Here is a 19,817-nt window from a genome sequence, read left to right as displayed (position 1 = left end):
GGGGCCGGGCCGTTCGCGGGCATTCTTAGCTGAGGCACGGCAAGGATTTCGCGGGCATCTTGACATGAGGCACTACGGCACGCAGGCCTACCCCCGGAGTGTCGCGCCTCGTCAGTGAGGTGCTCCCGGAGCCTCGTGAGGCGTCGGATCGCGTCCGGGCAGGCAGAAGGGCCGCCTCGCGGATGCGGGACGGCCCTTCGTCAGCAGTGCGACTGCCGTCGGATCAGGCGCGCACGGAAGGCGCGCCGGAGATCACTTGACGGAAGCGGTCGCGCCGGCCTCTTCGAGCTTGATCTTGGCAGCCTCGGCGTCATCCTGCTTGACGCCCTCGAGGACGGCCTTGGGGGCCTCGTCGACGAGCGCCTTGGCCTCCTTCAGACCGAGGGAGGTCAGGGCGCGCACCTCCTTGATGACGGCGATCTTCGCGGAACCGGCGGAGTCGAGGATGACGTCGAACTCGGTCTGCTCCTCCTCGGCCTCTGCCTCGCCACCGGCGGCGGCGCCACCGGCAGCGGCGACGGCCACGGGGGCGGCAGCGGTCACGTCGAAGACGTCCTCGAACTGCTTCACGAACTCGGAGAGCTCGATGAGGGACATTTCCTTGAAAGCTTCGATGAGCTCGTCGTTGCTGAGCTTAGCCATGGTGGCGTTCCTTCCTTTGGGCGGGACCGGGGTCCCTGCGGTGTGAGACGGCGCATGCGCGCCAGGTCGTGCGGATCGCGCTTCCGGTGAAGGAGGCACGGGGACAGCGCTGAGGCTGTGGGGGCGGAGAGCTGAGCGGCTCGGGCCGCTCAGGCCTCCTGCTTGGCCCGCAGCGCGTCCACGGTGCGTGCTGCCTTCGACAGCGGCGCCGCAAACGTGGCGGCGGCCTTGGACATCGACGCCTTCATGGCGCCGGCGGCCTTGGCCAGCAGGACCTCGCGAGACTCGAGGTCCGCGAGCTTCTGGACGTCCTCCTTCGAGAGCGCAGCGCCCTCGAAGTAACCGGACTTGATCACGAGCTGGTCGTGGGTCTTGGCGAAGTCACGCAGGGCCTTCGCGGGCCCCACCGGCTCCCCCTTGATGAACGCGATGGCGGTCGGACCGCTGAGCGTGCCATCCAGGGCGGTGATGCCGGCCTCGCGGGCGGCGATCTCCGTGAGCGTGTTCTTCACCACGGCGTAGGTGGTCTCGGAACCCAACGAGCGGCGAAGCTCCTTGAGATCCCCCACGCTGAGCCCGCGATATTCGGTGATGACAGCGGCATCGGACTCGCGGAACAGCTCCGCGATCTCCGAGACGGCTTCCACCTTTTCGGGGTTAGCCATGGCCCTCCTTCCAGAGGTCTCTGGCCGCCGGGTGAAGAAGTCCGAGCAACAGGAAAGGCCTCGACACGCAAGTGTCGAGGCCTCGATCGCACGAGATCCGCTGCCCCGCAGGGCTCCGGCCGGGGCCGGACCGGGATGATCGTGCAACGATCGCTTCTTCACCTGCGCAGGCCATCCCGGAGGGATTTCTTCGATCGTCCTCGAGGTCGAGGACGACGACCGGCGGTCTTCGGTCCCCCCAGGCTAGACCATGCACGGGCACCGCCGCCACGTCGGGAGCGGCGTTCTGCGTCACATCCGGGCGCTGGTCCGACTCGCACGACGACGCCCCGCCCACCGTGATGGTGAGCGGGGCGTCGTGGTGCACCGTCGCGGTGACCGGGAGGCCGGTGATCAGGCCTCGTCGGTCTCCTCGAGGAGGTTGCGGGTGCGGTTCACATCGACCGGGATCCCCGGGCCCATGGTGGTGGACACGGTGATCTTCTCGATGTAGCGCCCCTTGGAGGCGGACGGCTTCAGACGCAGGATCTCGTCGAGCGCGGCGACGTAGTTCTCGGTCAGCTGCTGGTCGGAGAAGGAGACCTTCCCGACGATGTAGTGCAGGTTGGCCGCCCGGTCGGTGCGGAACTCGATCTTGCCGCCCTTGATGTCCGACACGGCCTTGGTCACGTCCATGGTGACGGTGCCGGTCTTGGGGTTCGGCATGAGGCCGCGGGGGCCGAGCACGCGGCCCAGCTTGCCGACCTTGCCCATCAGGTTCGGCGTGGCCACGGCCGCATCGAAGTCGGTCCAGCCGCCGGCGACCTTCTCGATCAGGTCGTCGTCGCCGACCTCGTCGGCGCCGGCCGCGAGCGCGGCCTCGGCCTGCGCACCGGTCGCGAAGACGATGACGCGGGCGGTCTTGCCGGTGCCGTTGGGCAGGTTGACGGTGCCGCGCACCATCTGATCCGCCTTGCGGGGATCCACGCCCAGGCGCATCGAGACCTCGACCGAGGCATCGAACTTGGCCGGGGAGGTCTTCTGCGCCAGACGCAGCGCGTCCAGCGGGGTGTAGGCGCGGCCCTCTTCGACCAGGGCTGCACCGTTCTTGTATGCCTTGCTACGGAAACCCATGTCCTCAGCCCTCCACCGTGATGCCCATGGAACGAGCGGTGCCCTCGACGATCTTCGCCGCGGCCTCCATGTCGTTCGAGTTCAGATCAGGCATCTTCGTCTCCGCGATCTCGCGGACCTGTGCCTGGGTGATCGTGCCGACCTTGTCGGTGTGCGGGACGGCGGAGCCCTTCTGGAGGCCGGCGGCCTTCTTGATGAGCTCGGCGGCCGGCGGGGTCTTCGTGATGAAGGTGAACGAGCGGTCCTCGTAGACCGTGATCTCGACCGGGATGATGTTGCCACGCTGATCGGCGGTGCGATCGTTGTAGGCCTTCACGAACTCCATCATGTTCACGCCGGCAGCGCCGAGCGCGGGACCCACGGGCGGCGCAGGTGTGGCCTGGCCGGCCTGGATCTGGAGCTTGATGACGCTCGCGATCTTCTTCTTGGGAGCCATTGCTCTTCCTTACTGTGGTGTGGTCCGGGCGGAGCTCATCACGCGCTCCTCCCACTGCAGGGCCCGCTCCCGCACGTGGCGGGGACAGACCCAGGAGGCGACGTTACCTGCACGTCGCGGCGGCGTCGACCGGGATCGGGGGTGATCCTGGTCGTACTTGCACGGCCGGGGGCCGTGCGCCGCTCAGATCTTGGCGACCTGGTCGAACGCCAGCTCGACCGGGGTCTCGCGCCCGAAGATGGACACCAGGACCTGGAGCTTCTGGGCCTCCGAGTGGATCTCGGAGATGGTGGCCGGCATGGTCTCGAAGGGACCGTCCATGACGGTGACGGACTCGCCGACCTGGAAATCGGGGACCTTCTGCGCGGCGGCGGCCTTGCCCGCACCGGCGCCCGAGGCGCGCTTCTTCTCCGGCAGGCCGACGGACGGCTCGAGCATGGAGAAGATCTCGTCGAAGCTCAGCGGTGTCGGGTCGGTCGCGTTGCCCACGAAACCGGTCACGCCGGGGGTGTCCCGCACGACGCGCCAGGACTCGGTGGTCAGATCCATGCGCACCAGCACGTACCCGGGCACGCGGACGCGGCGGACGATCTTCTTCTGGCCGTTCTTGACCTCGGTCGCATCCTCCATCGGGACCTGGGTCTCGAAGATGTACTCCTCCATGTCCTGGGTCTCGGTGCGCGTGGCCAGCTGGGTCTTCACGCGGTTCTCGTGACCGGAATAAGAGTGGATGACGTACCACTCGCCGGGAGCGGAGCGCAGGTGGCGCTTCAGCTGCACCAGCGGGTCCTCCTCCGCGGGCTCCTCGGCGGCGTCGGCGCTCTCGCCCTCGGGGGCGTCGGAGTCCTCGGCTACTGCGTCCTCGACGACGGGGTCCTCCACGACGGGCGCGGCCCCGTCGGCGGGTGCAGCGGCCTCCGCGGGCTCCTCGTCGTTCGTGGTCGCGGGCGCCTCGGCGCTCTGCGACGCGGGGTCCACGGCGGAGGAGGAGAACGAGAGGGAGTCGTCGAGGTCCGCGTAGGACTCGTCGGGGGTTGAGGTCTGATCGCTCATCGGCGGGAACCTGCCTTCCTGGCGGCGGGGAACTGATCGGTCACGGTGCGGTGTGCGGGGCGGCGGGACGGCCCGCGGCTCACAGGTCGGGGACCGTGAAGGCGATCCGGGACAGCCAGCTGAACCCGGCGTCGAGGCCGAAGATCAGCAGGATCATGAAGACGACGAACATCAGGACCGTGATCGAGTACAGGATCAGTTCCCGCCGCGTCGGGACGACGACCTTCCTCAGCTCCGCGATGACCTGGCGGATGAACAGACCGATCGCCAGGAACGGGCTCTTCGACCCGCTGCCCTGGGCGTCGGCACCGGTGGGCGTCGACGGGGCGTTCTGGCTGGAATTCACTCTGGACTGTCCGATCTCGTCGAGGTCATCCGCATCCGATCGGATGATCCCGACCGGACCGGCAGGGCAGACAGGGCTCGAACCTGCAACCTGCGGTTTTGGAGACCGCTGCGCTACCAATTGCGCCACTGCCCTTCATGAGGACCAGACCTCATGCGGCCATGTCCGCACACCCTCGGGAGGATCTGCGGTTCTGACCAGCGACCAGCATACAAGCCGCGGGGACCTCAGGCGAATCGGTCCGGGTCAGATCACAGGAGGACGAGACGCAGGCCACTCCCCCGTCGGTCTGCTCCTCCGTGGCCGGCAGGCCCGTCCGAGCTCCGTCCACCAGCGCGTCGGTCTGGCGGCGCGCGGCGGGCTCTGCCACGATAGTGGGGTGACCACCGACGATGCCAGCATCCCCGCGAACAGCCCGCAGTCCCCTCAGCATGCCGCCCGGCATGCCCGCATCTCGCAGCGGGTGGGAATGATCCAGCCCTCCGCGACGCTCGCCGTCGACGCGACGGCCAAGGCCCTCAAGGCCGCCGGCCGCCCGGTGATCGGCTTCGGCGCCGGCGAGCCCGACTTCCCCACCCCGGCGCACATCGTCGAGGCGGCGGTGCAGGCAGCGCAGGATCCGCGCAACCACCGCTACTCGGCCACCGGCGGCCACCCGGAGCTCAAGCAGGCCCTGGCCGAGTCCTTCTCCGGCTCCACCGGCCTGGAGATCGATCCCGCGCAGGTGCTCGTGACCAACGGCGGCAAGCAGGCCGTCTTCCAGACCTTCGCGACCCTCCTGGACCCGGGCGACGAGGTCATCCTCCCCGCGCCCTACTGGACCACCTACCCGGAGGCCATCCGGCAGGCCGGCGCCACCGAGGTGCCGGTGCTGGCCGGGGTCGAGCAGAACTACGTGCCCACCGTGGAGCAGCTCGAGGCGGCACGCACCGAGCGCACCCGCGCGCTGCTGCTGTGCTCCCCCTCGAACCCCACCGGCGTGGTGCTCACGCCCGAGCAGGTCGCCGAGATCGGTCGCTGGGCGCTCGAGCACGGGATCTGGGTGGTCACCGACGAGATCTACCAGTCGCTCACCTACGAGGGGATGCCGTTCACCTCGGTGCTGAAGGCCGTGCCGGAGCTGGCGGAGACCACGGTGCTGCTGGGCGGGGTGGCGAAGTCCTTCGCGATGACCGGCTGGCGCGTGGGCTGGATGGTCGGCCCGGCCGATGTCATCAAGGCGGCGACCAACCTGCAGTCCCACCTCACCTCGCATGTCAACAACATCGCGCAGCGGGCGGCGCTGGCCGCGCTGACCGGTCCGAGCGAGCCCGTCGAGGAGATGCGGGTGGCCTTCGACCGCCGGCGTCGGCTGATCGTCGAGAAGCTCTCCCAGGTGCCGGGCTTCACGGTCCCCACCCCCACCGGCGCGTTCTACGCCTTCCCGGACGTCTCCCAGGTGCTGGGCCGGACGATCCGGGGCCGGGAGATCACCACCTCCACCGATCTGGCCACCGTGATCCTCGAGGAGGCGGAGGTCGCCGCCGTACCCGGGGAGGCCTTCGGAGCCCCGGGCCACCTGCGCTTCTCCTACGCCCTGGCCGACGACGACATCACCGAGGGCATCGACCGGGTGATCGCGCTGCTGTCCGAGTGATGCTCCGCGCATGAGTGCGCTCGACGGCGCCCGCCGTGATCTCGCCGCGCTGCCGAAGGCGCATCTGCACCTGCACTTCACCGGGTCGATGCGTCCCGCCACGCTGTGGGAGCTGGCGGCGCAGCGGGGCATCCGGCTGCCGCGCTCCCTCATCGACGACGTCGCGCTGCAGGTCGAGCCGACGCGTCGCGGCTGGTTCCGCTTCCAGCGCCAGTACGACGCGGCGCGCGCCGTCGTCGATTCCGAGCAGGCGATGCGCCGGATCCTCCACGAGGCGGCGCTGGATGACGCGGCCGAGGGCTCGGGACGGTTGGAGCTGCAGGTGGATCCCACCAGCTACGCCCCGTTCGTGGGCGGGCTGACCCCGGCGATCGAGATCGTGCTGGACCAGGCCGCCCGCTCCGAGCAGGAGACCGGGGTGAGCATCGGGATGGTCATCGCCGCCTCCCGCACCCGCCATCCGCTGGACGCGCGCACGCTCGCCCGCCTGGCGGTGCGGCATGCGGGGCCGGTGGTCGGCTTCGGGCTCTCCAACGACGAGCGTCGCGGCGCCACGGCCGAGTTCGCCCCGGCCTTCCGCATCGCGCGCGAGGCCGGTCTGCTGGCGGTCCCGCACGGCGGAGAGCTGCTGGGCCCCGCCCATGTGCGAGACGTGGTGGAGCACCTGGGGCCGCACCGGCTGGGCCACGGGGTGCGGGCGGCCGAGGATCCGGCGCTGCTGGACCACGTGATCTCCGCGGGTATCGGCCTCGAGGTGTGCCCGGCCTCCAACGCCTCGCTGGGGGTCGTGGAGCAGGCGGCCGATGTGCCGCTGCGGCGCCTGGTCGACGCGGGCGCCCAGATCGCGCTGGGCGCCGACGACCCGCTGCTGTTCGGCGCGCGCCTGCTGGACCAGTACGAGACCGCACGGGCCAGCGGCTTCGACGACGCCGAGCTCGCCGAGCTCGCCGCCTCCTCGATCCGGATCTCGGCCGCGCCCGAGGCGGTCAAGCAGCGCCTGCTGAGCGGAGTGCGGGACTGGCTCGCCGCCCCGGTCCCCGCCGGCGCCGGCGGGAGCGCCCCGCCGACGGGACCTCAGCGGTCCTGACCGGCGCCCTCCGCGGGCAGGGCGAGGAAGAACTCCGGGGTCCCGAAGCCCTGGGCGGTGAAGGCCGCAGCGATCTCGGCGGCCACGGTCTGCGCCTGCGCGGCCTCGACCAGGGCGATGGTCGAGCCGCCGAAGCCGCCGCCGGTCATCCGGGCGCCATGGGCGCCTGCCCGCCGGGCCGCCTCGACGGCGAGGTCGAGCGGGGGGACGGTCACCTCGTAGTCCTCGCGCAGGGAGTCGTGCGAGGCGTTCAGCAGGGCGCCGAGCTCCGTGACGTGCTCGCGCACGGTGCCGTCCGCGAGCAGCAGGTCGAACTCCCGGACCCGCTGGATCTCGGTGATCACGTGGCGGGCACGACGCCGCACCACCTCGTCATCGACCCGGGCGAGCAGCTGGTCGAGCTGGGCGGGGTCGGCGTCGCGCAGAGTCGGCACGCCCAGAGCCGCGGCGGCGCGCTCGCTGTCGGCACGGCGCGCGGAGTACTCGCCGTCGACGTGCGAGTGCTCGGCGCGGGTGTCCGTGATCAGCAGCGCGAGACCCTGGGAGGCGAGGTCCCACGGCACCGGGCGGGTGGAGAAGTCGCGGCAGTCGAGGAAGAGCGCATGACCCTCCCGGGAGAGCACCGCGGCGGACTGGTCCAGGCCGCCGGTGGAGGCTCCCGCGAAGTCGGTCTCGGCGGTGATCGCGGCCCGCACCCGGTCCAGGGGTCCGGTGCCGAGGCTCAGCAGGTCCTCGATGGCCTCGGCGGCGGCGCACTCGAGCGCGGCGGAGCTGGAGAGCCCGGCGCCCAGCGGCACCTGACCGTCGATCATGATGTCCATGCCGCGGGTGGTGACGCCCGAGATGCGCGAGCGCAGCGCCCACAGCACACCGGCCACGTAGGCGGGCCAGCCGGTGACCGTCTCCGGGGACAGCGTCCGGGCGTCGATGTCCAGGACCGTCTCGTCCTGCGCGGAGCGCAGGCGCAGACGATCGGTGGGCGTGCGCGCCGCCGCCGCGAAGCAGCGGTGGGAGATCGCCATCGGCAGGCACAGCCCGTCCTGGTAGTCGACGTGCTCACCGATGATGTTCACCCGGCCGGGCGCCGACCAGACCCCGTCGGGCGCGTACCCGAAGGACTCCTCGAACAGCTGCGCGGCACGATCCGCCGCCGCCGAGCGCTCGGGAGCCGCGGAGAGCTCCACCGACGCCCGCTCGGTGCCTGGGGCGGCGCCCGCGGCAACGACGTGGGCGGGGCGGGAATCGGGGCTGGTCATGGAGTTCCTTCCGGAGCGGTCTGGGGCCGGGGACCGGCGGAAGCAGCCTCCGCCCGGCACGGCGTCCGCGAGTCTAACCGTCATCTCGACAAGAGCACAGTGCGGGCTCCCAGCTTCGGCCGCTCCGGTGCCCCTGTTCAGGGCCGTACTGCGAGACACGCCACCGAGGGGGCGGGGATCGGTGCCGCGGCGACGGTGAGCTCATCCCCGCGGCGGCGCAGCACGTCGATGCGGTCCCCCTCCTGGGCGGCGACCAGCACCAGGTCGCCCAGCTGGGTGAAGTGGCGCGGGTGCGCCCCCACCTCGACCTCGGTCACCAGCAGCGGACGCATCGCCGAGAGCGAGAGCAGCGAGAGGGTGTCCGGTCCGCGATTGGCCACCAGCAGGGCGGACTCGTCCTCGGTCAGCTCGATGTGCGACGGGGCATTGGCTCCGTCCCGGCCGCTGGCGGGGATCATCGAGCGCACGCTCCACCGCTGCGCGGGCCCCTCCATCACGGAGGGCAGCCCTCGCTGCGGGACGGTCCGGCTACGGGCCGCCGTCGCGATCATGCCCGAGAGCTCGCAGGAGATGTGGAGCTGATCGGATTCGTGGTCCGCCGCCAGGTGTCGGGGGCCGCTGCCGCGGCTGAGCGGGATCTCCCCCGCGAGGTCGATCATCCCGGCGGCGTCCTGGCGGTACAGCAGGACCCGGTCCAGTCCGAGATCCGGGACGGCGAGCAGCGGGGTGCCCGCCAGTGCGACCACCTGGTGCGGGTGCGGACCGTCCAGGCCGTGCTCCGTGCTGTTGTCGCCGCTGTCGCGGAGGTCCCGGTGATCGTCCAGATCGATCTGCTCGATCGGGATCCCGGCCTCGTCCAGCCGCACCGTGGCCACCGTGCCCGCACCGTACTGCGCGATGACCAGCGTGGACGGCTCGGTGCCGCGGCTGAGGTGGCAGCCCCCGGTGCCGTCGACGGCAAGGTCCCCGATGACCTCGGCCTCGCGACCGTCGGCCGCGATCCGCACGGCGACCACCCGGGTGGGATCTCCTTCGAGCACCGCGTGCAGCAGCGTCCCGTCCTGGCTCCAGAGCACGAAGGAGGGGTCCGGCAGGTCGACCTCCGCCAGGCGTTCCACGGCCGGTGCGCCGGTGGCGGCGGCGATGGTCAGGCCCAGCAGCTCGAGACCGGGTCCGCGGCCGGTGCCGCTGCGCGAGTACCCGCCGGCGGCGATCAGTGCGGTGGTGGTCATGGTCACTCCTCGCGGTCGGAGCGCCTCCCCGTGCCGTCCTCGAGGTCCGAGGGCGGCTCGAGGTCCTCGAGGAACGAGGGATCATCGAACATCGACGAGGACAGCGCTGTCATCTCACCGGTCATCGTAGACGGCTCGATCACCGCGGCGCGGCGACGTCGCCGGATCCGGCCCGATCCGAGCGAGACCCGCCGCCGCCGCAGGGTGGTGAACGGTGAGGAGATCGCCGGGGTGTACGCGATCCCGCTGCGGCGGAAGTACGGCAGCAGGCGCGAGGCCAGCAGCTGGCCCAGCACCACCCCGGCGGCGATCGCGACCGCGATCTCGGCCGCGCCCAGCATCTCCGCGACGCCGGCGCCGAGGTCATCACCGACGCCCAGCAGCCCGCTGTAGATGCGGCTGCCCGGGACCAGCGGGATCACCCCGGCCATGACGAACGCGAGGGCGGGCGCCCGCAGCCGGTCCCCGAGGACGGTCGCCACCATCCCGGTGCCGAAGGCGGCGACAGCGGCGGCCACCGGCCGATCCAGCGACGCGCTGCTGAGCAGGTGCGCGAGGATGCCGGAGCCAGAGGCCACCAGCGCGCCGAACAGCAGCAGCCGAGAGGGGACCTGGGTGCCGACGCCGTACCCGAGACCCATGCCCAGGCCGGAGATCACGACCACGACCGCCGTGGTGAAGGTCAGCGGCATCGCGGCGCTGACGGAGACGTCGGCCCCGATCACATCGGCCAGCAGCAGTCCCCCGCGCACCCCGGCGACCAGGCCCACGGTGAGCATCAGGGTCTCGAGCATGCGGCCGGCCGCGGTGACGTACCAGCCGGTGACGGCATCCTGCACCGCACTGATCGAGGAGAGTCCGGCCAGCTGCACGATGATGCAGGAGACGACGACGATCGAGGGACTGACGCTGTGGTCGATCAGGGCGACCAGCACCGCACCGCCCACCGCGACGAAGCCGCCCAGCACCTGGCTGTAGAACGGTGGGATGCTCCAGCGCGCCAGCAGCTCGCCGATCACGATGAGGAGACCTGCGGAGATCGTCGCGGCGATCACCACCAGGCTGCCCGCGCCGAAGAACAGCGCGGCGGCGCCGCCCATCACGGCGAAGCCGGAGACCACCAGGGGGATCCGGTACCGCGGCTGGCGCTGCGGGATGGCAGCGGCCTGCCGACGCGCCTCGTCCAGCGCCAGCTCCCCCGAGAGGTAACCGTGGGAGACGTCCTCGAAGGCCGCCAGCCGGGCGAAGTCCTGCACCCGGTCGCTCGCGGAGCGCACCCTGGTGAAGGGGGTCGCGGATTCGTCCGCCAGATAGGAGATCGTCACCTCGTTGAACGTCACCTGGACGGAGACGTTGCGCAGACCGGAGGAGCTGGTCACCCGCAGCACGGTCGCGGTCACCTCGGAGGCGGCGGCGCCGTTGGTGAGCAGGCCCTCGCCGATCCTCATGGCGAGGTCGAACACGGCATGGAGCCGGATGGAATCGGTGGGCACGGCTCGATCGTGCCACACCGGCCGGGGCCCGGAACACTCGGCGCGGCGGCCGGGCGCGGGATCAGAGGTTCGGTGAGGTGGACAGCACGCCGAGAGAGATCGCGAGCATCAGCAGCACGGCGACGTCGAAGCCCCGGGAGCGGACGGCCAGGGCGCCGACGACCCTGACGGGCAGGGCCGCCCGCAGCACGGCCAGGCTGCCCAGCAGCACGGCCAGCAGCAGCCCGGCCAGCGCTGCGGAGAACAGCACCCCGACCGCGATGATCGCGCCGAGCGCGCCCAGGGCGAGGGTCAGCACGCTCTGGCGTCGCACGGCCGCGGAGACGGTGAAGGGAGAACGTCGCTGCGGCACGCCGACCATGGTACGGGTACCGCGGGGGCCTCCCCCGGGGGCTTGCCCGGTTAGGCTTGCCGTGGTCGGCAGCGCCGTCGACCTCAGAGCGACCTGGAGGACTCCTTCACATGACCAGCCCCGGTTCGACGCCCGACATCGCCACTCGCACGGAGCATGATCTGCTCGGCGACCGCGAGGTCCCCGCCGATGCCTACTACGGTGTGCAGACCCTGCGAGCGCAGGAGAACTTCCACATCACCGATGTCCCGCTGAGCCACTTCCCGCGCCTGATCGAGGCGCTCGCCCAGGTCAAGCGGGCCACGGCTCGTGCGAACCATCGTCTGGGAGCGCTCGACGACGAGCGTGCCGCCGCGATCGAGCAGGCCTGCGCGGAGATCGCCGGCGGCGATCTGCACGAGAACTTCGTCGTGGACATGATCCAGGGCGGCGCCGGGACCAGCACCAACATGAACGCCAACGAGGTGATCGCCAACCGCGCGCTGGAGATCCTCGGCCATGAGAAGGGCGAGTACCAGCACCTCCACCCCAATAATCACGTCAATCTGTCCCAGTCCACGAACGACGTGTATCCCACGTCGCTGCGGCTGGGGATCCTGCTGACCTTCCCGGCACTGGTGGAGTCGATGGATCACCTGATCACCACCCTGCGCGCCAAGGGCGCGGAGTACTCCCAGGTGCTGAAGATGGGCCGCACGCAGATGCAGGACGCGGTCCCGATGACGGTGGGTCAGGAGTTCAACGCCTGGGCCACCACCATCGAGGAGGACGTCGAACGGCTCACCCGCACCGCCGCGGCGTTCCAGGAGATCAACCTCGGCGCGACCGCGATCGGCACCGGTATCACCACCGATCCGCGCTACGCGCAGCTCGCCACCGAGGAGCTCTCGGACCTGACCGGGATCGATTTCGTGGTCTCCGTCGATCTGGTCGAGGCCACCAGCGACACCGGCGCCTTCGTGACCTTCTCCGGGATCCTGCGCCGCATCGCGGTGAAGATCTCGAAGATCTGCAACGATCTGCGGCTGCTGTCCTCGGGCCCCCGGGCCGGCTTCCACGAGATCAACCTCCCCTCGGTGCAGCCGGGCAGCTCGATCATGCCGGGCAAGGTGAACCCGGTGATCCCGGAGGTCGTCAACCAGGTCGCCTTCGAGGTGATCGGCAACGATCTCACCGTGGCCTTCGCCGCCGAGGGCGGGCAGCTGCAGCTGAACGCCTTCGAGCCGGTGATCGCCTTCAACATCCTCGAGTCCACGCGCATCATGACCCGGGCGATGAACACCCTCGCCGATCGCTGCATCGCCGGGATCACGCTCAACGAGGACGTGCTCGAGGACAACCTGCGCCGCTCGATCGGCGTGGTCACCGCGCTGGTGCCGGTGATCGGCTACGGCCCGGCGACGGAGGTCGCGGCCACCGCCCTGGAGACCGGGCGTCCGGTCGCCGATCTCGTGCTGGAGCGGGGCCTGCTGGACGAGGCCCGGCTGCAGGCGCTGCTGTCCCCGGCCTCGATGACCGCCCCGCATCGCGCCACCCCGACCGGCACCATGCCGGCGCTCTCCGCGGAGCAGCTGGACTCCGGGGAGATCACGCGCCTGCCCGAGGACCCTGCGCAGACCCTCTGACCGCTCAGCTCACTCGTCGGCCTCCTCCATCTTGCCGCGCATCACCAGCTTGGGATCGGGCGCGCCGACCACCTCGTGGTCCTTGCCGTCGTACTCGAACTGGGAGAGGAAGTAGCGCATGGCGTTCAGCCGGGCGCGCTTCTTGTCATTGGAGCGGATGATCGTCCACGGGGCGTACTTCTTGTCCGTGCGGCGGAACATCTCCTCCTTGGCCTGCGTGTACGCCTCCCAGCGATCCAGGGACTCCAGGTCCATCGGGGACAGCTTCCAGCGCCGCACCGGGTCCAGCTGGCGGATCGCGAAGCGGGTGCGCTGCTCCTTCTGGGAGACGGAGAACCAGAACTTCGTCACGAAGATGCCGGAGTCCACGAGCATGCGCTCGAAGTAGGGCACCTGGTTCATGAAGGTCTCGTACTCCTCGGGGGTCGCGAAGCCCATCACCCGCTCGACACCGGCGCGGTTGTACCAGGAACGGTCGAACAGCACCATCTCGCCATCGGTGGGCAGGTGCCGGATGTAGCGCTGGAAGTACCACTGCCCGCGCTCGCGGTCGCTGGGCTTGTTCAGCGCGACCACGCGGGCGGTGCGCGGGTTCAGGTGCTCGGTGAAGCGCTTGATGGTGCCGCCCTTGCCGGCCGCGTCCCGCCCCTCGAAGATGATGATCGACTTCTGGTCGTTGTCCTCCAGCCAGTACTGGTACTTCAGCAGTTCCACCTGCAGCTTGTACTTCTCGCGCTCGTACTCGTCGCGGTCCATGCGGGTGTCGTACGGATAGCCCTGCTGCCAGGTGTAGACCGGGTTGCCCTGCGGGTCGATGAGGTCCGGGTCCGGCGTATGGCCGTCCTGGACCGAGTACCCCTCGTCGCGCAGATGCTCGATGTATTCGCGCAGGCTCTGGTTGTCAGGGATCTTCACGGTCGCTCCTTCGCACGCGGGGATGGACCAACTCTAGGGGTCCTGGATGACGGGACGCTGGACGCCCGGGGCTCCGGAGCCGGACCAGCGGTGCGCCCCGCCCCGTCAGCACCGGGATCGGGGCGCACCGACCGACGGGTCGGGAGGCCGCGGCTCAGTGCGCGAAGTGCCGTGTCCCGGTGAGGTACATGGTCACGCCCGCGGCGCGGCAGGCCGCGAGGACCTCCTCGTCACGGATCGAACCGCCGGGCTGCACGATCGCGCGCACGCCCGCGTCCAGGAGGATCTGGACCCCGTCGGCGAAGGGGAAGAACGCATCCGAGGCGGCGACGGCGCCGCGGGCCCGCTCCGGGGCCTCCTGGGCCCCGTCGGGAGCTCCCAGGGTGTTGGCCCGGGTGACCGCCAGGCGGCACGAGTCCAGGCGGTTGACCTGGCCCATCCCGATGCCGACGGCGGCGGAGTCGTCCGCCAGCAGGATCGCGTTGGACTTCACCGCGCGCACCGAGCGCCAGGCGAAGGCGAGGTCCGCCAGGGTCGCCTCATCGGCGGCCTCGCCCGCGGCGAGGGTCCACTGCGCGGGGTCGTCGCCCTCGGCGGAGAGGGTGTCGGCGTCCTGGATCAGCATCCCGCCCCAGATCTCGCGCAGCTCGGCGCCGCGGGAGTACTGCCCGGGAAGGCGCAGGATCCGCAGGTTCTTCTTGGTGCGCAGCAGCTCGAGGGCCTCGTCCTCGTAGTCGGGCGCCAGGATGACCTCGGTGAAGACGGGCCTCACCTGCTGGGCCATGGCGAGGGTGACCGTGCGGTTGGCGGCGATGACGCCGCCGTAGGCGGAGACCGGGTCGGTGCCGTGGGCGCGGGCGTGGGCGAGGGCGATGTCCTCGCCCTGGCCGGCCACGGCGATGCCGCAGGGGTTGTTGTGCTTGACCACGGCGACGGCCGGGAGGGTGTGGTCGTGGGCGGCGCGCACGGCGGCGTCGGCGTCGACGTAGTTGTTGTAGCTCATCTCCTTCCCGCCGAGCTGCTCGGCACCGGCGAGGCCGGGAGCGGTCTCGTCGGTGACCGCCAGGCGCGCCCGCTGGTGCGGGTTCTCGCCGTAGCGGAGGGTGGCGGTGATGCCGAGCTCGGCGGCGTCGGCGGCGGAGAGATCGAGGATGCTGACATCCTCGTCGTACTCGTCGTGCTCGTCGTCGGGGCCTGCTCCCTCCGCCTCGGCGGGACCGTCGAGCTGCTCGAGCATCCAGTCGCTGATCGCGTCGTCGTACTCCGCCGTGCGGGTGAACGCGATCGTCGCGAGCTGCTGGCGCTCGGCGAGGGTGAAGCCGCCGTCCGCGGCGGCCTCGGCGGCGATCGCGTAGCCCTCCGGGTCCACGACCACGGCGAGGGAGGCGAAGTTCTTCGCGGCCGCGCGCACCATGGTGGGGCCGCCCACGTCGATCTTCTCGATGATCTCCGCGAAGCTGCCGCCGGCCGCGACGGTCTCGCTGAAGGGGTAGAGGTTCACGACCACCAGGTCGAAGGGGGCGATCTGGTGGGCCTTCAGCTGCTCCTGATGGGCGGCCAGGCGCTGATCGGCGAGGATCCCGCCGTGGATGCGCGGGTGGAGGGTCTTGACCCGGCCGTCGAGCATCTCGGGGAAGCCGGTGACGGTCTCCACCTCCGTCACCGCGATGCCGGCGTCACGGATGGTGCTGCCGGTGGACCCGGTGGAGACGATCTCGACCCCGTTCTCGGCGAGGGTGCGGGCCAGGTCGACGATGCCGGTCTTGTCGAAGACGGAGAGGAGGGCTCGCGTCAGGGGACGACGCTCTGCGGTGCTCACGTGGGGTGCTCCTGTTCGGATCTGCGTGTGGTGGGCACCCAGGCGGTCGATGCTCACTGGTGTCACTCCCCGGTGGTCCCCCACCTTCGCCAGTCGTGTGCCTCCAGCATATCCGGGGCCTGGCGGAGAGGCTTCTCAGGAGGTGGCGGCGAGACGCCGCACCACGTCCACCAGCAGCGGCTGCTCGACGGCCTTGATCCGTTCATGGAGGGTCGCCTCGGTGTCGTCCTCGCGGACCTCGACCGCGGCCTGGGCGAGGATCCGCCCGGTGTCCACACCGGCATCGACCTCGATGACGCTGCAGCCGGTGATCCTCACGCCGTGGGCGAGGGCGTCCCGGACCCCGTGGGCGCCGGGGAAGGAGGGCAGCAGGGCAGGATGGGTGTTGATGATGCGACCTCCGAAGGCCTCCAGCAGCGGAGGGCCGACGAGCTTCATGAACCCGGCCAGCACCACCAGCTGCGGGCGATGGGCCGCGACCGCCTCGGCGAGCGCCGTGTCCCAGGCGGCCCGGTCGGCATGATCGGCCAGGCGCACCATCTCGGTGGGGATGCCTGCGGCGCGGGCATGCTCGAGGCCGGTGGCGTCGCGGTCGGCGAGCACCGCCACCACGGCATAGGGGCAGTCCTCGGCGCGCTCCGCGGCGAGGAGGGCGGCGAGGTTCGAGCCGGTGCCGGAGATGAGGACGACGACGGGGAGGCGGGTCACCGCTCCAGCGTAGTCGGGCACAATGGACCCGATGAACAGCGACTCCCCCTCCGGCCCGTCCACGGACCGGGCAGCCACCCGGTCCCGACGACTGTCCGGCGCCCTGACCCTGGCGATCCTGGCCTCCTGGCTGCTGATGCTCTCGCCGCTGCCCTACTCGCTGCTGTCCGGACTCACCGGGCTGGTCGCCCTGGTGCTGCTGATCCTGCTGATCGTGCGGGCGTTCCGGGAGCGACGCGTCACGATGGCGGCGTTCGGCATCCTGCTCGGGGTGCCGGCCATGCTCCTGATCATCGGCGGGGCCGCGCTCGATGTCGCGTTCTACGGCCCGATGGCCGAGCTCGAGCAGTGCCGCTCCTCCGCCATCACCGAGCAGGCCCGGACCGAGTGCACCTCGGCGGCGGAGGGCTCGATGGCCGACTGGGTCAGCGGTCTGTTCGGCGGCTGAGCCGGTTCCTCCGCCGAGCGGCGTCCGCCGGGGGTGCCGGCTCCTCGGCCGGGGTGCCCTCGGCCCGGTCGGTGTCGGTCTCGGTCGCCGGCAGCGCCCGGACATCGGCGTCGGGGCCCGCGTCCTCGGGCTCCGCGACGGGCTGCAGGGGGGCGTGGCGTCGGGCGAAGCGGGCCAGCAGCGCGCTGCGTGCGGCCTCCGGGTCGTGCTGGTCGCTCTCCGCCTGCGCGCTGCGCGTCCCCGCGTCGCCGTGCTCGCTGCGCTCGGCCGCCTCGACCCGTGCCCGCACGGAGCCGAGCGCGCTGCGGGTCCAGGGGATCAGCGGGGTCACCAGCACCGCGAGCACGAGCGCGGTGGTCGCCGCGACGATGATGATCAGCGGCAGCGCCAGCGTGCTCATCTGCGGCCCCACGTGCACCAGGCGGCCGTCCCCGATCCCGCCGGTGGACAGGCCGGCCAGCAGCAGGCACACCCCGATCACGGAGACCGGGTAGGCCGCCCAGGCGGTGATCTGCTCGCGCCGTCCGAGGTGGGCGACGTCCTGCACCAGCCGCACCGCGCCCAGCGCGATCGGGAGCGCGGGCAGGATCATCAGCAACCAGAGCGCGGCCGGGAAGTCCCCGGGCCCGGGGAGGGCGCCCAGCATGGGCAGCGCCGGGAGCACTCCGGTCTCGGCGCCGTCCAGCGAGATGCCGGTGGAGGTCCCCACCCCGACGGTGCCGCCGAGCAGCACCGTGAGCGCCCACACCGCCATCAGCGGCAGCAGGGCCAGCTGGAGCAGGGTGAGCACGGACCCGCCGACGATCCCGGGGGCGAGCCCTTCGAACAGGGCCGCCTGGGCGGGGACGGACAGCAGCAGCAGCACCACCACCAGCGCCATGCCGAGCCCGCACAATCCGGTCACCGCCAGCAGCACGGCCCGGGCGACGTCCCCGTAGGGAGCGGGCAGCAGCTCGAGCACCCGCACCCCGGGCACGGCGTCCGTCGGCTCCCGTCGCAGCGACCACAGCATGCCGAGCAGTCCCCCGGCCACGGCGACCATCAGCCCGGAGACCACCGCCGAGGTGATCATGGGCGAGGTGTCCACGCTGCGGCCGATGCCGGCCAGCACGGCCAGCCCGACCGCGTACACCAGCGCATACATGCCCAGTGCGGAGCCGGCGTCGCGCAGGGCGCCGGTGCGCAGCACGCCGTCGTCCCGCACCGGCCGCAGCGCTCGACCCACCCGGCGCATCGCCAGCGCCGAGAGCAGCAGCAGCAGGATCAGCAGACCGAAGGGAGTCATGGTCACGGGGCCGTCGATCACCCCGGTGTCCACCATGACGCCGCCGCCGTGGCCGAGCACGAGGATGCTCAGGCCGATCAGGATCGCGTCCAGCGCGGTCGCGCTCGAGGCGGTGCCGGCGACCTGGGCGGCGAGCGCCGGCACGACCACCACGGCCAGTGCGATGCCGAGTGAGGACAGCGCCCCGAGCACGCCCCGGACCAGAGGCGTCGCGATGCTGTCGACTGTGCTGCTCACGCGCGTGCTCCTAGGGGACGAGTCTCGATGGGACGCGGAACCGGGGCGGCGCGTCCGGCGGGGACGGTTCGCCGCTCCATGGTCGCACCTTCGCACGGCTCTCCTGCGCATCTGCGGCCGGGACACGGGTCACGCCCACACGCCTCCGGGTGCCGCATAATGGCACCGATGTCTGCCTCCGTCCTGCCCTCCGACGCCGCCGCCGAGCCACCGGTGGTGCTGCACGTCCGCACCCAGCGCATCGAGGAGGCGGTGGACCTGCTCGGGCACGTGCCGGCCGCGGTCAGCGGTGCGTGGCTGCGTCACGGGCAGGGGATGGTGGCGCTCGGGGAGGCCTGGTCGGCGCGGGCCGACGGGCCGCACCGCTTCGCGGCCACCGGCGCCGCTTTCCGCGCCCTGGCCGCCCGCGCCCGCGTCGACGACGAGGTGCGCGTGCGCACCAGCGGTCTGATCGCGCTGGGCAGCTTCTCCTACGCCGATTCCTCGCCGCGCCCGTCGACGCTGATGGTGCCGCGGGCCCTGCTGGGCGTGCACGACGGGGAATCCTTCCTCACCGTGGTCGGGGTCGACGAGGAGCCGGCCCTGCCCACCAGCTGGCGGGACCTGTTCCCCTCCTCCCCGCTCCCCACGGAGGCTGTGGAGCCGCTCGAGATCGAGCCCGATCACACGCCGGACGAGTACCAGGCCCTGGTGCGGGAGGCGATCGCCCAGATCCGGGACGGTCACGCCGAGAAGGTCGTGCTCTCCGAGCGCACCGCGGTGCGCACCCCCGAAACGCTCTCCCCCGCCGAGATGCTGACCCGGCTGGCCCGTGCCTACCCCAGCACCTGGGTGTATCACCTGGAGGACGTGGTCGGTGCGAGCCCGGAGATGCTCGCCCAGACCGAGGACGGTCGGGTCTTCTCCCGGGTGCTGGCGGGCTCGCGCCCGGTGGCTGACGACGGGGAGCTGGACGAGGTGGATCGACGCGCCTTCCGCAGCGACTCCAAGGAGCTGGCCGAGCATGCCTTCGCCGTCGACTCGGTGGTCGAGCGGCTGGAGGGCCTGGCAGCGGAGATCGAGGTCTCCCCCGAGCCGTTCGTGCTGCGTCTGCCGGGGCTGGAGCATCTGGCCTCGGATGTCTCGGCACGCCTGCGCAGCGGCACCACCAGCCTCGACGTCGCCTCGCGACTGCATCCCTCGGCCGCCGTCTCGGGCACCCCGCGCACCCAGGCCGACGAGATCATCGCCCACCTGGAGCCGCACGATCGCGGAGGCTACGCCTCCCCGGTGGGGTGGATGGACGCCGATGGGGACGGGCAGTGGGCGATCGCGCTGCGGATGGCGCACCTGGTCGGTGAGCGGACGGTCGTGCTGCAGGCCGGGGGCGGTCTGGTGGCCGCCTCCGATCCGGTCTCGGAGCATGCCGAGGCCCTCGCGAAGTGCCGGCCGATGCTGCGGGCGCTGCGCGGCGAGCACGGCGCCTGACG

At 71.4% G+C, this 19,817-nt stretch carries 19 protein-coding genes, 1 tRNA gene and 1 riboswitch; of the genes, 5 read left to right on the top strand and 15 right to left on the bottom strand.

Annotation, left to right across the window (positions count from 1 at the left end; genetic code table 11):
* Nucleotides 1-252: 252 nt before the first annotated feature.
* The 7 genes from rplL to ACHUEU_RS08540 all read right to left on the bottom strand — a co-directional run bounded on the left by rplL (nucleotide 253) and on the right by ACHUEU_RS08540 (nucleotide 4,390).
* Nucleotides 253-642, bottom strand: a complete 390-nt coding sequence (gene rplL, locus ACHUEU_RS08570; RefSeq protein ID WP_394215506.1) for a 50S ribosomal protein L7/L12 — start codon at nucleotides 640-642, stop codon at nucleotides 253-255.
* Between the two features lie 149 nt (nucleotides 643-791).
* Nucleotides 792-1,307, bottom strand: coding sequence for a 50S ribosomal protein L10 (gene rplJ / locus ACHUEU_RS08565; RefSeq protein ID WP_394215505.1), 516 nt, complete (start codon nucleotides 1,305-1,307; stop codon nucleotides 792-794).
* Nucleotides 1,308-1,700: 393 nt separating this feature from the next.
* Entirely contained in the window at nucleotides 1,701-2,420 is a 720-nt protein-coding gene (gene rplA, locus ACHUEU_RS08560) for a 50S ribosomal protein L1 (protein WP_394215504.1), read from the bottom strand.
* 4 nt (nucleotides 2,421-2,424) lie between these two features.
* Nucleotides 2,425-2,856: a 50S ribosomal protein L11 gene (rplK, locus tag ACHUEU_RS08555; RefSeq protein ID WP_394215503.1), complete on the bottom strand. Its 432-nt coding sequence runs from the start codon at nucleotides 2,854-2,856 to the stop codon at nucleotides 2,425-2,427.
* 183 nt (nucleotides 2,857-3,039) lie between these two features.
* Complete coding sequence (gene nusG, locus ACHUEU_RS08550; protein WP_394215502.1) at nucleotides 3,040-3,909, bottom strand: transcription termination/antitermination protein NusG; 870 nt, start codon at nucleotides 3,907-3,909, stop codon at nucleotides 3,040-3,042.
* A gap of 79 nt (nucleotides 3,910-3,988) precedes the next feature.
* Entirely contained in the window at nucleotides 3,989-4,255 is a 267-nt protein-coding gene (gene secE / locus ACHUEU_RS08545) for a preprotein translocase subunit SecE (RefSeq protein ID WP_394215501.1), read from the bottom strand.
* Nucleotides 4,256-4,317: 62 nt separating this feature from the next.
* Nucleotides 4,318-4,390, bottom strand: a tRNA-Trp gene (locus ACHUEU_RS08540).
* 244 nt (nucleotides 4,391-4,634) lie between these two features.
* On the opposite strand from ACHUEU_RS08540, the gene ACHUEU_RS08535 reads away from it, so the two are divergent.
* Nucleotides 4,635-5,891 (top strand): pyridoxal phosphate-dependent aminotransferase, encoded by a 1,257-nt coding sequence (locus ACHUEU_RS08535; RefSeq protein WP_394215499.1) that lies wholly within the window; start codon nucleotides 4,635-4,637, stop codon nucleotides 5,889-5,891.
* A gap of 10 nt (nucleotides 5,892-5,901) precedes the next feature.
* Nucleotides 5,902-6,978 carry an adenosine deaminase gene (locus ACHUEU_RS08530; RefSeq protein WP_394215498.1) on the top strand — a complete coding sequence of 359 codons (1,077 nt, stop codon included), beginning with the start codon at nucleotides 5,902-5,904 and terminating at the stop codon, nucleotides 6,976-6,978.
* Here ACHUEU_RS08530 and galK read toward each other — a convergent pair.
* The 4 genes from galK to ACHUEU_RS08510 all read right to left on the bottom strand — a co-directional run bounded on the left by galK (nucleotide 6,966) and on the right by ACHUEU_RS08510 (nucleotide 11,311).
* Entirely contained in the window at nucleotides 6,966-8,234 is a 1,269-nt protein-coding gene (gene galK / locus ACHUEU_RS08525) for a galactokinase (RefSeq protein WP_394215497.1), read from the bottom strand. The two genes, ACHUEU_RS08530 and galK, sit on opposite strands and share 13 nt — an antisense overlap.
* Before the next feature lie 137 nt (nucleotides 8,235-8,371).
* On the bottom strand, nucleotides 8,372-9,466 hold the full coding sequence (locus tag ACHUEU_RS08520) for a lactonase family protein (protein ID WP_394215496.1): 1,095 nt from the start codon (nucleotides 9,464-9,466) through the stop codon (nucleotides 8,372-8,374).
* 2 nt (nucleotides 9,467-9,468) lie between these two features.
* Nucleotides 9,469-10,959, bottom strand: a complete 1,491-nt coding sequence (locus tag ACHUEU_RS08515) for a threonine/serine exporter family protein (RefSeq protein WP_394215495.1) — start codon at nucleotides 10,957-10,959, stop codon at nucleotides 9,469-9,471.
* A 61-nt stretch (nucleotides 10,960-11,020) separates the two neighbouring features.
* Complete coding sequence (locus ACHUEU_RS08510) at nucleotides 11,021-11,311, bottom strand: DUF3017 domain-containing protein (RefSeq protein WP_394215494.1); 291 nt, start codon at nucleotides 11,309-11,311, stop codon at nucleotides 11,021-11,023.
* Between the two features lie 110 nt (nucleotides 11,312-11,421).
* Between ACHUEU_RS08510 and ACHUEU_RS08505 the strand changes: the two genes are divergently transcribed.
* Nucleotides 11,422-12,936: an aspartate ammonia-lyase gene (locus ACHUEU_RS08505; protein ID WP_394215493.1), complete on the top strand. Its 1,515-nt coding sequence runs from the start codon at nucleotides 11,422-11,424 to the stop codon at nucleotides 12,934-12,936.
* 9 nt (nucleotides 12,937-12,945) lie between these two features.
* Here ACHUEU_RS08505 and ppk2 read toward each other — a convergent pair whose 3' ends face one another.
* From ppk2 to purN, 3 genes are all read right to left on the bottom strand, one after another.
* Nucleotides 12,946-13,851: a polyphosphate kinase 2 gene (gene ppk2, locus ACHUEU_RS08500; protein WP_394215492.1), complete on the bottom strand. Its 906-nt coding sequence runs from the start codon at nucleotides 13,849-13,851 to the stop codon at nucleotides 12,946-12,948.
* A 154-nt stretch (nucleotides 13,852-14,005) separates the two neighbouring features.
* Nucleotides 14,006-15,670: a bifunctional phosphoribosylaminoimidazolecarboxamide formyltransferase/IMP cyclohydrolase gene (gene purH / locus ACHUEU_RS08495; RefSeq protein ID WP_394215491.1), complete on the bottom strand. Its 1,665-nt coding sequence runs from the start codon at nucleotides 15,668-15,670 to the stop codon at nucleotides 14,006-14,008.
* A gap of 29 nt (nucleotides 15,671-15,699) precedes the next feature.
* A riboswitch (ZMP/ZTP riboswitch) is annotated at nucleotides 15,700-15,779 on the bottom strand.
* A 26-nt stretch (nucleotides 15,780-15,805) separates the two neighbouring features.
* Nucleotides 15,806-16,378 carry a phosphoribosylglycinamide formyltransferase gene (gene purN / locus ACHUEU_RS08490; RefSeq protein WP_394215490.1) on the bottom strand — a complete coding sequence of 191 codons (573 nt, stop codon included), beginning with the start codon at nucleotides 16,376-16,378 and terminating at the stop codon, nucleotides 15,806-15,808.
* A 31-nt stretch (nucleotides 16,379-16,409) separates the two neighbouring features.
* On the opposite strand from purN, the gene ACHUEU_RS08485 reads away from it, so the two are divergent.
* Entirely contained in the window at nucleotides 16,410-16,826 is a 417-nt protein-coding gene (locus tag ACHUEU_RS08485; protein ID WP_394215488.1) for a hypothetical protein, read from the top strand.
* Here ACHUEU_RS08485 and ACHUEU_RS08480 read toward each other — a convergent pair.
* Nucleotides 16,804-18,348 (bottom strand): cell division protein PerM, encoded by a 1,545-nt coding sequence (locus ACHUEU_RS08480; protein ID WP_394215487.1) that lies wholly within the window; start codon nucleotides 18,346-18,348, stop codon nucleotides 16,804-16,806. The two genes, ACHUEU_RS08485 and ACHUEU_RS08480, sit on opposite strands and share 23 nt — an antisense overlap.
* Before the next feature lie 168 nt (nucleotides 18,349-18,516).
* Here ACHUEU_RS08480 and ACHUEU_RS08475 point away from each other — a divergent pair, with 168 nt between their 5' ends.
* Nucleotides 18,517-19,815, top strand: coding sequence for an isochorismate synthase (locus ACHUEU_RS08475; protein WP_394215486.1), 1,299 nt, complete (start codon nucleotides 18,517-18,519; stop codon nucleotides 19,813-19,815).
* Nucleotides 19,816-19,817: the final 2 nt, after the last annotated feature.

Origin of the sequence: Brachybacterium vulturis (genome assembly GCF_043641765.1) — a bacterium.
Taxonomy (GTDB): Bacteria; Actinomycetota; Actinomycetes; order Actinomycetales; family Dermabacteraceae; genus Brachybacterium; species Brachybacterium vulturis_A.
The sequence above is the reverse complement of the archived record's forward strand: the minus strand, read 5'-3'. Positions and strand labels throughout refer to the sequence as shown.